Raw genomic sequence first — 13,173 nt, 5'->3', positions numbered from 1 at the left:
ATATGGGACAATTGTTTTCAAAGAAGAATAAAGAAGTATTCTCTACTCCGCTGGGACTGAACAACCCCGTTACCGTGCAGGTATTGGGTATCTGTTCTGCTTTGGCTGTTACTGCCAAACTGGAGCCTGCCATTGTGATGGGTCTTTCAGTGACGGTGATTACAGCATTCTCCAATGTAGTGATTTCACTGCTGCGCAAGACGATACCCAACCGTATCCGTATCATCGTTCAGCTGGTGGTTGTTGCCGCGTTGGTAACTATTGTAAGTGAGATTCTGAAAGCTTTTGCTTACGATGTAAGTGTGCAGCTTTCTGTATATGTAGGTCTGATTATTACCAACTGTATCCTGATGGGACGCTTGGAAGCATTTGCCATGCAGAACGGTCCCTGGGAATCATTCCTTGACGGTGTGGGTAATGGTTTGGGATATGCCAAGATTCTGGTAATCGTAGCCTTCTTCCGCGAGCTTCTGGGTTCGGGAACGCTGCTCGGTTTCAACATCTTGAACTATGAACCTCTGCAGAAGTTGGGCTATGTGAACAACGGCTTGATGCTGATGCCGCCAATGGCGTTGATTCTCTGCGCTTGCATCATCTGGTATCAGCGTGCACGTCACAAAGAATTGCAGGAAAAGCAGTAATAAATAAATGAAGAATGAAAAATGAAAGAATGAAAAATGGGCTGCTCTGCTGCAGTACAAGTTCTCATTGCTTTAATTCTTTAATTCTTTAATTCTTAATTTATCGAAGAGATATGGAACATTTAATAAGTTTATTCGTCCGCTCTATTTTTGTGGACAACATGATATTCGCGTTCTTCCTCGGTATGTGTTCTTACCTTGCCGTATCGAAGAATGTGAAGACTGCCGTAGGACTGGGTATCGCCGTAACTTTCGTGTTGGTGGTTACGCTTCCGGTCAACTATTTATTGCAGACCAAGGTGCTGGCTGCCAACGCAATCATTGAAGGCGTTGACCTCAGCTTCCTGAGCTTTATTCTTTTTATTGCTGTAATCGCAGCTATCGTTCAGTTGGTGGAAATGATTGTAGAGCGTTTCAGCCCTTCGCTGTATGCTTCACTGGGTATCTTCCTGCCGCTGATTGCTGTAAACTGTGCCATCATGGGTGCTTCCCTTTTCATGCAGCAGCGCATCACGCTGGGTGAGAGCGACCCGAAATTCATCGGTGGCATTGCTGATGCTGTCTCTTATGCGTTGGGCTCCGGTATCGGTTGGTTGCTGGCTATCGTAGGCTTGGCTGCCATCCGTGAGAAAATGGCCTATTCTGACGTTCCGGCTCCACTGAAAGGGCTGGGCATCACGTTTATCACTGTAGGTCTGATGGCAATGGCATTTATGTGTTTCTCTGGTTTGAACATCTAAAAGAAAGGAATAAAACAATGGATATGAATATGATATTAGCAAGCATTGGAGTATTCCTCGTGGTTGTCATCCTGCTTGTTGTTATCCTGCTGGTTGCCAAGAATTTCTTGGTGCCTTCGGGTAATGTAAAACTGACTATCAATGGCGACAAGGAACTGGACGTAGCTTCCGGTTCTACATTGCTGAATACGCTGTCTGTAAACGGTGTGTTCCTTTCCTCCGCTTGCGGTGGTAAAGGTTCCTGCGGACAGTGCAAATGCCAGGTAATGGAAGGTGGGGGTGAAATCTTGCCTTCTGAGACTCCGCACTTCAGCCGTAAGCAAATACAAGATCACTGGCGTCTGGGTTGCCAGGTGAAAGTGAAAGGCGATATGGCCATCAAGGTTCCCGAAAGCGTACTGGGCGTAAAAGAGTGGGAGTGCGAGGTTGTCTCCAACAAGAATGTGGCTACGTTCATCAAAGAGTTCATCGTTGCATTGCCCAAAGGCGAGCACATGGATTTCGTTCCGGGTTCTTATGCGCAGATTAAGATTCCTAAATATTCGATGGATTATGATAAGGACATCGACAAGAGCCTTATCGGTGATGAGTATCTGCCTGCATGGGAGAAATTCGGTCTGCTGGGCTTGAAGTGCCGCAATGACGAAGAAACCATCCGTGCCTATTCTATGGCCAACTATCCTGCCGAAGGCGACCGCATTATGCTGACGGTACGTATCGCCACGCCTCCGTTCAAGCCGAAAGACCAGGGCCCGGGCTTCATGGATGTAATGCCGGGTATCGCTTCTTCTTATATCTTTACCCTGAAACCGGGTGATAAGGTAACCATGAGTGGCCCTTACGGAGACTTCCATCCGATATTCGACTCCAAGAAGGAGATGATGTGGGTCGGCGGTGGTGCCGGTATGGCTCCGTTGCGTGCACAGATTATGCACATGACGAAGACGCTGCACACTACAGACCGCGTGATGAATTACTTCTACGGTGCACGTGCATTGAATGAAGTGTTCTATCTGGAAGACTTCCTGCAGATTGAAAAGGATTTCCCCAACTTCAAGTTCCATCTTGCACTGGACCGTCCCGATCCGGCAGCCGATGCAGCGGGCGTGAAGTACACTCCGGGCTTCGTACACAACGTAATTTACGAGACTTACTTGAAAGACCACGAAGCTCCCGAAGACATCGAATACTACATGTGCGGTCCCGGTCCGATGTCGAAAGCTGTTGAGAAGATGCTCGACGACCTCGGTGTTCCGGCTCAGAACCTGATGTTCGATAACTTTGGCGGATAATCTTCCTTGTCCGTCTTGAGATAAAAAAAACTCCGGCTTGTCCTTCAGGGCTTTGCCGGAGTTTTTTGTTCGGGGCATTTCCTCTCTAATGAAAGAAAGTGGAGTGGATTCTTCGTCGCTTTTTCTTTATTCCTTGATATGAATCAGTGCATTTGCCAGAATGGCTGTTACTTCTCCGGTGGTAATTCCTGTTGACACAGACCTCGTATGAATGGTTCTTGGTGAAGGAGAATGCGGTCTTTCAGAGTTTTCATGTTGGATGTTTTATTGAATGTTATCGTTTTCCTCTTCTGTTTCTTCTTGAATGGTGTCTTTGGGCAGCAATCTTGGAGAAATGCGTTTCTTGGGAGTGAGGCTCATGCCTTTCAGCATTTCGGCCTGGCGTACTACACTGCCGTTACCGTCCGAGAGCTGGTTGAAGGCTTTATCGTAATCCCTTTGCAGGCTGGCCAGCCGGTCGCCGATACCGAGGAAGGTGTCGGTAAAGCCTGCGATTTTTTCATATAAGATGGTGCCGCGCTTGATGATGGCCTGCACATTCTTTACCTGGTTCTCCTTCTTCCAAAGGTCGAGCGAGAGGCGCAGGGCGCTAATCAGGTTGGTGGGGCTCATTAGTACCACCTTTTTGTTGTAGGCATATTCCCAGAGGTGGGCATCGCTTTGGATGGCGAGGAGGTAGGCACCTTCGGTGGGGATGAACATCATAACGAAATCCGGTGATTGGGCGTCGTAATGCGAGTAGTCTTTATGGCTGAGCTCGTCGATGTGGGAGCGGACAGATTGCAGGTGTGCTTTCAGGAAGTGTGCCTGCTCCTCCTTGCTTTCGGCAGAGGTGTAGGCAGCATAGGCAGTCAGCGACACTTTGGAGTCGATAATCATTTCCCGTTCGTCGGGGTATTTCACGATGATGTCGGGCTGCATCTTCTGCCCGCTTTCCTCGTTGATGATGGCTTCGCCCCGTTCGTCTTTTAGAAACTCCTGGCGGAAGTAGTGTTCGCCTTCAATCAGTCCGGAGGCTTGCAACAAACGTTCCAGAATCATTTCGCCCCAGTTGCCTTGCATTTTGGAGTCTCCTTTCAGGGCACGGGTCAGGTTGTTGGCATCTTCGCTGAGGCGGTTGTTCAGTTCCACCAGTTCCTTGATGCGTTCACCCAGCGAGAAGCGTTCTTTGGCTTCGGTGCTGTATACTTGTTCCACCTTTTGGCGGAAGTCCTTCAGGTTATCGCCCAGCGGGCGGAGCAGATTGCCCAGGTGTTCGGTATTCAGCCTGGTAAAGTCTTCGGCTTTGCTCTGGAAGATACGGTTGGAGAGATTCTCGAACTCGGTGTTCATGCGCTTGTGCAACGCTTCGGCTTCTTCCTTCTGCAGCTTCAATAATTCTATTTCCTTCTTTGTCCCGCTGATTTCTGCCCTCAGTGCGGCAGACTTGCGGTCTGCCGCCAGATAGCCGACTACGGTTCCGATGATTATCCCTATAATCAGTAATACTATCTCCATAGGTGTTTTGAAGTGTCCGCCTTATTGTGTCAATATTTCGTTTCCGTCTTCAGTAATCAGGATTTGGCTTTCCCATTGGGCAGAAGGCAGTCCGTCGTCTGTGCAGACGGTCCATCCGTCGGCTTCGTCGATAAAGACTTCGTAGCTTCCCATGTTAATCATCGGTTCGATGGTGAACGTCATGCCCGGCACTATCAGCATGCCCGTACCACGTTTGCCGAAGTGTTCCACATCCGGTTCTTCGTGGAACTTGACGCCGCAGCCATGTCCGCAGAGGTCGCGTACCACGCTGTATCCGTTCTTTTCCGCATGCTCCTGGATGGCGGCGCCTACGTCACCGAGGCGTGCCCAGGGCTGTGCGGTCTGTATGCCTATGTCACGGCATTCTTTGGTGACCTGTACCAGTCTCTGCATGTCGGGGCTGACTTCGCCAATCATGAACATGCGTGATGCGTCGGCAAAGTAACCTTTGTAAATGGTGGATACATCGACATTTACAATATCACCGCTTTTCAGGAATTCCCTGGTGCTGGGAATGCCGTGGCACACTACATCGTTGATGCTGGTACACACACTTTTGGGGAAGCCTTCGTACATGAAGGGGGCGGGGATGGCGTCGTGGTCTGTGGTGAAGCAATACACCATATGGTCAATTTCAGCTGTGGACATGCCTTCGCGAATGTTCTCGGAGAGATAATCCAGCAGGGCAGTGTTGATTTTGGCGCTTGCGCGGATACCGGCCAACTGCTCCTCGGTGCGGAGTGCGCTTCGCATCGGCAGTTTATATCCTTCTTTCTTATAATGTTGAATTTTGGCTTCTACTTCGTCGGAATAGTTTTTAGGAGTAAACCGGACTCCTTTCATGAACTTTTTCATTGTCTTTTCTTTTTTATGAGACTGCAAAAATAGTAAAATAATGCAGGTGCTTGTACTATCAAGAGCCGAAAAAACATTCGTTTTCTTTATCCCGATACCAGCTTAGAGGGTATTTACCACTTCTATTTCGCTTCTTGAACTGTCTATCCTCCGTACTTGTATCTGGGTCTTTATGCGCTCTTTCAGTCCTTCCACGTGACTGATGATGCCTACCTTCTTGCCACCCATCCGGTGCAGTTTTTCCAATGTGTCCATAACGGTGTTCAGATAGTCGCTGCTCAGTGTGCCGAAGCCTTCGTCGATGAACAGTGTGTCTACCGAGAGGCTCTGGCGGCTGAGGGAAGAAAGTCCGAGGGCAAGTGACAGAGATACCAGGAAGCTTTCGCCGCCCGATAAGGTGCATGCCGGACGTGCCGAGCCTCCTTGATGGAAGTCGCGCAGCAGGATGGTGAGCGAACCGGCCTGGCATTCCAGTTCGTAGCGGTCGGTCAAGCGTTGCAGATAGAAATTGGCGCCTGCCAGCAGTTCTTTCAAGACGAAGCTCTGGGCTATGTTGCGGAAGTTCTTTCCCCGTTCGTCGCCGAAGTGACGGCAGAGGCGGTCCCACTTCAGATACTCTTCGCGCAGCTGGTCGGTATGTTCTTTTTCTTCCTTTATCCGGTCGATGTTGCGGGTGTTTTCTTCCAGGCGTAACTTCTGCTGGCCGATGGATTGGTTGCCGGCGGTTATCTTTTCTTCGAGATTCGCGATGAGTGCATCCAGGGTTTCGAGGCTTTCGTTTTCTTCTATTTGGGGTTTCCGGCCGATGTGCTCTTCCACTTGTCCGGTGGCCAGATGAAAGGCGGTCGATGCAGCTACTTCTTCCTCTTTAAGTGTCTGCAATGAGGCACGCAATGCTTCTATCCGGAAGCCGGACCAAGCGGATAGGACGGTGATACGATTCTCGTCGAGAGTGGGGTTGGCGGCATAGAACCCGGTTAAATCCTTTTGCAGCCTTGCCATTTGGTCTGCGGTGGAGGATATGCTTTGTTTCAGTCCGCTTGCTTGTGTATTCAGATTATTCCAGGCAATCCCCAGGTTCTTGATTTCCATTTCCTGTGTAGCTGCAGGTGCGTTGCGCCAGTCGGGGAATGCGGCATCGATGCTTTCCTTGTTGATGTTTATCCCTTCCAGCTCTTTGTGGATAAGGGCAATGGCGGATTTCAGTTCTCTTTGTTTTTCCTGTGCCAGCCGGTAGTTGCGCGTAGCTTGCGTCAGGCGGTCAATAAAGGAGAGGGGGGAGTTCTCCCATTCCGTGTTCCATCCTTCCCAGAGGATGTGGGGAGTGACGCGGTCCATGGTGGCACGTATGTTCTCTTTTTCGTTGGCGGTGAGCGACTCGTAATTGACGATGTTGTTTTTCAGCTCATTCAGCACTCTGTCGGCAGAGTTGAAGGCTTGGCGTGCAGCGTCCACATGTTTTTGGTATTCGTCCTTTTGCCGTTGCAGAGTTATGATTTGTGCGCTGAGCTTTTGAACTTCCGTGAGCTTTTCGTTCAGTTTGTCTGCTTCCAGCTTGTTCTCTTCCAGTAGCTTCTTCAGGGTTTCGCCGGTGGTTGTGGAGAGGCCGACGTCGTTGCATTGGGCGCATTTGGCCTGTGCGTCAGTACGGGCAAGGTTGTAGCTCCGGAGCGCTCTTGCTGTGGACTGACGGGCATTCTCTGCCAGCGTTCCGTAGGTATTGGATTCTGTCCGGTTGTTGTTCAATGCCTGCTCGGTTTCCTTGTATTCTTTCTCTTTTGTTTCCAGGGAGGTGCGTATGGGAGCAAGGACAGACTGGAAATCTTCATCTTTGCAAAGCGATTTTATTTCTTGTCCGCACACGGGGCAAGTATCCCCGACGACAAGCCGGGAGCGTGTTTCCTTTGCCCACTCTTCTACGGCTTCCTTTTGCTTGTCGTAGAGGGTGCGGATGTCATCATAACTTGTTTTCTTGCTGTCGAATGCCGTTTGCAGGAGGACGTATTGCTTTTGGCACGCCTCCACTTTGGCGTTCAAAGCCTTTTCGTTTTCCTTTGCCTCGTTCAGTGTCCTTTCCGTTTCAGCCAGTAAAGACAAGGCGCTCAATGCTTGCAGCAGGTTCTCCCGTCCGGCATCGAGTTTGTTTTTCTTGTCTTGCAGGGCAGGGCGGTCCATGGTTTCAAGCTGCTTGTTCCGGAGGTTTATTTCGTTTTGCAATGTATGGTTCTCTTGTTCTTTCCGGGTGAGGGCAGCTTCCTTGTCGGTACGCTCCTTGACTTTTACGGGTTGTTGCGCGGCAAGTCTTTCAAGGTGCGCGTTGTAGGTGCCGATGCGTGTTTGGGCATCGAGTGCGGATTTTAGGCCGGTAATGATGGATTGGCTTTGCTCGAACATGGGCAGTAAGGGCGAATGCTCTTGCAAGTACTTCTCGGCACGATGCAGCTTGTCTTCTTGCTCTTTCAGGAAACCGCATAGCCACTTGCTTCCTCCGTCCAGCCGGGCAAAGGATGCTCTTAACATTCCGGCTTGTGCATAGTTCTGTTGTTGTTGCTGTTGCTGCTGTTTCAAGGTAGAGAGCCAGTTGCGGGCGTCGGCGGTGGCATTCCATTCTTTAATCAGGAGTTCTTTCTGTTTGAATTCGTCCGATTGCAGTTGCGCTTGCTTCCCTTCCCACATCTTCTTTTGCTGTTCACGGGTGAGGAGGAGTTCGGAGTATTTCTTCAGCCAGTCCCGTTTTGCGAGGGCGGTAGTTTTCTGCTCATTGGCTTCCTTGACTCCGGCATTTTGCGTGGCTATGGCTTCCTTGATTGCAGTGACTTCTTCTTCTGCCAGGATGTGGATGCCTTCCAGCTTCCGGTTCTGGTTTTCGTATTCCGTCCGTCTTTCCTTGGTGGCGGCATATATTTCGGCACCTATTTCGGAATAGATACTTGTACCGGTCAGCTTTTCCAGAATGTCCGATTTTTCGCTTTCCTTGCTTTGCAGGAACTTGGTAAAGTCGCCTTGTGCCAGCATGGTGGTGCGGCAGAATTGTTCGAAGGTCAACCCCACTGCAGCTTGTATTTCCACCTTTATCTCATTCTTTTTGTTGAGCTGTATACCGCTTTTCTTGTTTTCCAGTGTCCAGCGCACATCCTGCACGGCTCCTGAAATCTTGCGGTGTGCCCGTGCCACGTACCATCGGGCGGTGTAGGGCATTTCGTTCGAGCCGGTAAACTCCAGCTCCGTCCATGCTTCACTGGTGTTACGGCGCATCAGTTGCCGGCTGTCGTTGATGGCAACATCTTCCTTTTTGGCAGAGAAAGTCTGGCTCAGGTCTTTGTATTTTTCGTTCTCGGCATGGTCCATGCGGGGCGTTTCGTTGTAGAGTGCCAGGCAGATGGCGTCGAGAATGGTTGTCTTCCCTGCACCCGTCTCGCCGCAGATAAGGAAAAGGGATTCCTCGCTTAGCGGTCCGTTCTCAAAGTCGATGACGGCATCTTCTATGGAGGCAAGGTTCTTTATGGTGAGTTTCTGGAGTTTCATGTTCCGGACAAATGATTAGGAGTTGTTCTTGCTTTTCACTTTTTGCATGACAGTCTCCATCAGCTGGCAAAGTTCTGGGTCCATCTCTTCTCCTTCGGTTTCGCGGTAGTAGAGTCTGGCTATTTCCAGGGGAGACATTTCCTGCATCTCTTGGATGGAGATAGGCTTGCTCTCGTCAGTGTCGGCCTGCCGCTCTCGGGTAGTCTTGATGTAGCAATATTTGCATGCCTTGCCTTTGGCGGCGTTCGAGGCTTTTTCGTTGCAGTCGGGGGGCAGGTAGCCTTTTGTCAGCACATTCAGACGGAGGTATGCAGGTTTCTCTTCCGGATATTCTTCCAGCAGTTTCAAGGCGTCTTCGAAAGGTGTCGGGTCATGGGGAAGTGTGACGAGCGGAATCGGATTTTCAATTTCCCTTGTACTGATTTGTGGCTCTGCCCCTTTCTCCAACTCGATGATGGAGACGGAGTGCGGATAGGTTTCGTCGAAGCTGACGGGGAGGGGAGTGCCGCAATAGCGTGCGTGGTGATGACTGCCTTTGATGTCCTGAGGGCAATGGATGTGTCCGAGTGCCAGGTAGTCGTACCCTTCTCCCATAGCGCTGAGGGGAACATACTCTATTCCGCCGATACTCTCATCGTGCCCGCTACGGTCGCTGCCTTCAATGGAGAGATGGGCCATGAGGACGACGGGAAGCTGTGCCGTATTCCGTTTCTTCACTTCGTCCAGCAGTGCCTGGAAGAAGCGTGCCTGCCGTTGGTCGCGCGGTGTTTCAGTGTCCAGCAGGGGGAAGTTTTGCGGATAGACGTGGGGCACGGCAATGACGTAGCCTATTGTCTTTTTTTCATTGTTTATCTCGATGATGTGCTTGTCCAGATTCACTTCCTCGGCTGTACGTTCGATGTTTCCCACAACGTTCAAGCCGAAGTGCTGCCAGAGGCTGCTGTCTATCTCCAATTTGGAGCTGCTGTCGTGGTTTCCGGCGGTGACTACGATGGTCATTTCGGGGCAGGCTTGGTGAATGTTCAGCATGGCGTCGGTGTACATCTTCTGCGTGGCGGCAGCGGGAGAGGAGTAGTGGTAGATATCTCCGCTTACCACCATGGCGTCGGGCTGCTCTTCGGTTACTATGCGGGTGAGTTGCCGTAGGAAGGCCTGCTGTTCGACGGTGCGGTCGTAGTTGTAGAGGGTGTGTCCCAGGTGCCAGTCGCTGGTATGTAGTATCTTCATTGTTTTTGTTACTTCAATGGATGTGGGTTATGGTTTCCTTAGAATATAAATCTTGTGTGTTCCTCGTCCTTTGTAGTCGATGCCCGATTCGGGATTGGCTATCCATTCGCGCAACTCGCGGGAGGCGGCGGACTTCAATAAGCCGGTCAGTTGGCAATAGTCGGCTTGGGTCATGAAGCTGTTCTTTTCCAGGTATTTTTTTGCCCGTTCCAGCCGTTCCTGCGGAGAAAACACTTGTGAGGAGCGTTGGAATTTGTCGGTGGAACGTTTCAGGTGGCAATGGCGAGCGGTACGGTACAGTAGTTCTTTGTCCACCTTGAAATGTATGTCCTTCAGGCAGATGCTGACGGCGTTTCGCTTGGTGTCTCCTTCTTCGCCCGTCTCCCGTTCACGGTCTTGCCGCAGACCGAGGGCAGGGGTGAATACTCCTAAGTTGTCAATCTTCACGGAGTAACCTTGCCCCATTTGGTAGGCTATTTCGTCGGTGATGGCTTGCATCAGTCCGATGATGTCTCCTCGTGTGAAGGATGAGGCGTATGCTATCTTTTCGGTGATGGTTTCCAAGTCCACCTGCCCGTATAGTTTCATTCGTGGGTAGAGGATGCGTTTGCCGTCTTCTCCCGGCAGGTTCAGTTCCTGCATGTTGTATTCTGCCATGATGGTAGCGTTGTTATGAGGTTCGTTTGTTTATTGGGGCTTACAGAGTTTGTCCCAAGGTTGCGGATGTGTATGCCAAGGTTGGGGATTTCTATCCCAAGGCTTGGGATAGACAAACCAAGGGCGAAGGTAATTCTTTATCTCTATACTTGCAAACTTTACTATTAGTAGTTAGGAAGTTTTTTATTGGTAGTCGGGAAGTTTTTTGTTATAGGTTTGAGAGAGGAATTGAAAAAAACGTTATCTTTGTTACATAAGAGAAGTGCATGAATGATGAACAAAACTAAAATTAAGCGATATATGAAACATTATCCGGACTTATTATTGTTGTTTGCCTTATTGTCCGTTACCACAATGATTAAAGCACAAATATCGATAAGACCTTATAGCGAATGGGAAGCAACCCAGTTTGTTGCAGTGAACGGACATCAGCCCGAAGACTATGTAACGCCAGATAATAATTGGGAAATACTATACAATTTACGGACTCCACGTACTCAAGCCGAACTTCGTGAAATGGGTATTAAATGCTCTGATAGCCAATTATTGTTATTGGAAGTAGGTGGACTTGTCAGTAAAACAAAAGGGAAATGGGAAACTACTATACCCATTCTCGACAAAGAACAGACCAATTCTCTAAGAAGCTTAAGTAAGGAGATTGCTGAATCCATGTATGTCAAAACAAAGGCAGACTTTATATCATTGACACAAACTATCAGTGAAATGGGATTCAAGAACAATGTACTCTCACTTGTTTTTTCATACCTTCTGGATGGAAAAATGTGGACAAAGTTAGTCTTGTTTGAGGATGTTGACAATTATACAAGCTGGAGTGGCTGTTACTGGGTATTATACGAATCAAGAAATGGCTTTGCATGCGGTACGAATGGTTTCGGAGAACAGAATTTGATTTTGACTTACATCAATAGCGGCATTGCTCCTGACAACGACATTATGGATCATTGTGCTGATGAAATAGCACAATTCGGAAAAGTAACAGATGCCAAACTCGTTTCTCAGTTAAAACCTTATGGGCTGGTAGATGATAATGGAGATGTATTATTTCCTATTATAAAGAAACGGCAAGACCGCTTTCATCAAATAACTGAAAAATTGGTAAACTCTATCAGTGCGGAACTAAAGAATAATTGTGGCTCCTTAGCAAGCCAATATGGTATTGACAATGAAAAAGTGGCAATGGTGATGCTGTACCATGAAGTCATGTGGGATTTGGTAGATAATCTGATTCAAGATAGGATAATCTTCACTCCAGCTATTTTCAAAGGTGAGGAATCGAATAGAGAACGATTGAATGAAGTCGTTTTCTTCATAGAAGGAGGATTAATGCAATAATAATTCGATAGAGAAAAGGACATTTGACTTTGAAGAGTTTTCTGTAAATGTATTTCAAGTACATAGAAAATAGCCAATTAAAAATAAAGAATTATGTACGAATGGGCCAATGAAATGAACTGTGCCGTAACTGTATGCGACACAAAGGGAATCATCCTATATATGAACGAGAAAGCATGCCGTACGTTTGCCAAACACGGTGACCTGATAGGCAAGAATCTCTTTGATTGCCACAACCCGCAATCGCAAGCCAAGATACGCGAACTGCTGGAGACGAGGGGAGTGAATGCCTACACCATTGAGAAGAACGGTGTCAAGAAAATGATTTATCAGACGGCATGGAAGCAGGACGGGGTGGTCGGTGGCCTGGTGGAGATTTCGATGGAAATACCCGGAGAGATGCCACACTATATGAGAAAATAACAAAATGATATATGATATGAAAACACTTTCTAATTCAGAACTGACAATTAAAGTCTCCCCACATGGGGCCGAGTTATGCAGTATCTTGCATGATGGAAAAGAATATCTTTGGCAGGCAGACCCCGCTTTCTGGAAACGGCATTCTCCGGTGCTTTTTCCCATTGTAGGCAGCGTTTGGGAGAATGAATACCGCCACGAAGGCGTTTCCTATGCATTGACGCAACACGGTTTTGCCCGCGATATGGATTTTGAATTGATGCTTGAACTGGAAGATGAAGTGCGTTATCGACTGGTTGACAGTGAGGAAACACGCAAGAAATATCCTTTCCCGTTTTGCCTTGAGATAGGCTATCGGATAGAGGGAAAGAAGATTGAGGTGCTTTGGAAAGTCATCAATACCGGAACACGCGAAATGCACTTCCAGATAGGGGCCCATCCGGCTTTCTATTACCCGGACTATGATACGGAGACAACGGACCGTGGATATTTCGGCTTTGATAAGACGGAAGGTTTGCACTATATCCTTATCTCCGAGAAAGGATGTGCCGCTCCGGATAAGGAATATTTGCTTGAGTTGACAGATGGCCTGCTGCCTTTGGACATCCACTCCTTTGATAAAGATGCCCTGATTCTGGAAAACAGTCAAGTGAAAGAAGTTACATTATATAATAAGGAGAAGAAGCCCTATCTCAGTCTGTATTTCGACACTCCGGTGGTGGGGTTGTGGTCGCCTCCGGCCAAGAATGCTCCGTTTGTCTGCATCGAGCCGTGGTACGGGCGTTGTGACCGTGCCCATTATAAGGGCGAATATAAGGATAAGGACTGGATGCAGCACTTGGCGCCGGGAGGAGTCTTTAAAGGTGGGTATACAATTGATATAAGATAAAAAATGAAGAAGGATACTGAAAATAATTCGGTATCCTTTTTATTTGGAGAATGCAA

11 protein-coding genes are annotated in these 13,173 nt (G+C 48.6%); 6 read left to right on the top strand and 5 right to left on the bottom strand.

From position 1 onward, the window contains the following. The first annotated feature begins 2 nt into the window (after nt 1–2). The 3 genes from ACESTD_RS05860 (at nt 3) to nqrF (ending at nt 2,673) form a co-directional block, all read left to right on the top strand. Entirely contained in the window at nt 3–641 is a 639-nt protein-coding gene (locus tag ACESTD_RS05860; RefSeq protein WP_005836455.1) for an NADH:ubiquinone reductase (Na(+)-transporting) subunit D, read from the top strand. A 113-nt stretch (nt 642–754) separates the two neighbouring features. After that, the gene (gene nqrE, locus ACESTD_RS05855) at nt 755–1,381 is read left to right on the top strand and encodes an NADH:ubiquinone reductase (Na(+)-transporting) subunit E (RefSeq protein ID WP_005828321.1); all 627 of its coding nucleotides are present in this window, start codon (nt 755–757) and stop codon (nt 1,379–1,381) included. A 17-nt stretch (nt 1,382–1,398) separates the two neighbouring features. Continuing rightward, nucleotides 1,399–2,673, top strand: coding sequence for an NADH:ubiquinone reductase (Na(+)-transporting) subunit F (nqrF, locus tag ACESTD_RS05850; protein WP_117990854.1), 1,275 nt, complete (start codon nt 1,399–1,401; stop codon nt 2,671–2,673). A 264-nt stretch (nt 2,674–2,937) separates the two neighbouring features. Here nqrF and ACESTD_RS05845 read toward each other — a convergent pair whose 3' ends face one another. The 5 genes from ACESTD_RS05845 to ACESTD_RS05825 form a co-directional block, all read right to left on the bottom strand. Further along, on the bottom strand, nt 2,938–4,170 hold the full coding sequence (locus tag ACESTD_RS05845; protein WP_005828327.1) for a DNA recombination protein RmuC: 1,233 nt from the start codon (nt 4,168–4,170) through the stop codon (nt 2,938–2,940). Between the two features lie 21 nt (nt 4,171–4,191). After that, a complete protein-coding gene (gene map / locus ACESTD_RS05840) occupies nt 4,192–5,046 on the bottom strand; it encodes a type I methionyl aminopeptidase (RefSeq protein ID WP_005828329.1) in 855 nt (284 codons plus the stop codon). A 102-nt stretch (nt 5,047–5,148) separates the two neighbouring features. Beyond that, a complete protein-coding gene (locus tag ACESTD_RS05835) occupies nt 5,149–8,571 on the bottom strand; it encodes an AAA family ATPase (protein ID WP_373158722.1) in 3,423 nt (1,140 codons plus the stop codon). 15 nt (nt 8,572–8,586) lie between these two features. Beyond that, a complete protein-coding gene (locus ACESTD_RS05830; RefSeq protein WP_342984868.1) occupies nt 8,587–9,798 on the bottom strand; it encodes an exonuclease SbcCD subunit D C-terminal domain-containing protein in 1,212 nt (403 codons plus the stop codon). A 27-nt stretch (nt 9,799–9,825) separates the two neighbouring features. Further along, the gene (locus ACESTD_RS05825; RefSeq protein ID WP_009036951.1) at nt 9,826–10,455 is read right to left on the bottom strand and encodes an HU family DNA-binding protein; all 630 of its coding nucleotides are present in this window, start codon (nt 10,453–10,455) and stop codon (nt 9,826–9,828) included. Nucleotides 10,456–10,725: 270 nt separating this feature from the next. Between ACESTD_RS05825 and ACESTD_RS05820 the strand changes: the two genes are divergently transcribed. The 3 genes from ACESTD_RS05820 to ACESTD_RS05810 all read left to right on the top strand — a co-directional run bounded on the left by ACESTD_RS05820 (nt 10,726) and on the right by ACESTD_RS05810 (nt 13,117). Then, a complete protein-coding gene (locus tag ACESTD_RS05820; RefSeq protein ID WP_373158723.1) occupies nt 10,726–11,808 on the top strand; it encodes a hypothetical protein in 1,083 nt (360 codons plus the stop codon). Nucleotides 11,809–11,901: 93 nt separating this feature from the next. Further along, entirely contained in the window at nt 11,902–12,231 is a 330-nt protein-coding gene (locus ACESTD_RS05815; protein ID WP_373158724.1) for a PAS domain-containing protein, read from the top strand. 16 nt (nt 12,232–12,247) lie between these two features. After that, entirely contained in the window at nt 12,248–13,117 is an 870-nt protein-coding gene (locus tag ACESTD_RS05810) for an aldose 1-epimerase family protein (RefSeq protein ID WP_005836467.1), read from the top strand. Nucleotides 13,118–13,173 lie beyond the last annotated feature (56 nt).

The organism is Bacteroides sp. AR20 (assembly GCF_964250605.1).
Classification (GTDB): Bacteria; Bacteroidota; Bacteroidia; order Bacteroidales; family Bacteroidaceae; genus Bacteroides; species Bacteroides uniformis.
Note: the sequence above shows the minus strand (reverse complement) of the source record. Positions and strands in the feature narration are given on the sequence as shown.

Excerpts from the sequence above, each read along its gene's own strand:
- ACESTD_RS05860 (WP_005836455.1), top strand. The coding sequence starts at position 3 with ATGGGACAATTGTTTTCAAAGAAGAATAAAGAAGTATTCTCTACTCCG.
- nqrE (WP_005828321.1), top strand. The coding sequence starts at position 755 with ATGGAACATTTAATAAGTTTATTCGTCCGCTCTATTTTTGTGGACAAC.
- nqrF (WP_117990854.1), top strand. The coding sequence starts at position 1,399 with ATGGATATGAATATGATATTAGCAAGCATTGGAGTATTCCTCGTGGTT.
- ACESTD_RS05845 (WP_005828327.1), bottom strand. The coding sequence starts at position 4,170 with ATGGAGATAGTATTACTGATTATAGGGATAATCATCGGAACCGTAGTC.
- map (WP_005828329.1), bottom strand. The coding sequence starts at position 5,046 with ATGAAAAAGTTCATGAAAGGAGTCCGGTTTACTCCTAAAAACTATTCC.
- ACESTD_RS05835 (WP_373158722.1), bottom strand. The coding sequence starts at position 8,571 with ATGAAACTCCAGAAACTCACCATAAAGAACCTTGCCTCCATAGAAGAT.
- ACESTD_RS05830 (WP_342984868.1), bottom strand. The coding sequence starts at position 9,798 with ATGAAGATACTACATACCAGCGACTGGCACCTGGGACACACCCTCTAC.
- ACESTD_RS05825 (WP_009036951.1), bottom strand. The coding sequence starts at position 10,455 with ATGGCAGAATACAACATGCAGGAACTGAACCTGCCGGGAGAAGACGGC.
- ACESTD_RS05820 (WP_373158723.1), top strand. The coding sequence starts at position 10,726 with ATGATGAACAAAACTAAAATTAAGCGATATATGAAACATTATCCGGAC.
- ACESTD_RS05815 (WP_373158724.1), top strand. The coding sequence starts at position 11,902 with ATGTACGAATGGGCCAATGAAATGAACTGTGCCGTAACTGTATGCGAC.
- ACESTD_RS05810 (WP_005836467.1), top strand. The coding sequence starts at position 12,248 with ATGAAAACACTTTCTAATTCAGAACTGACAATTAAAGTCTCCCCACAT.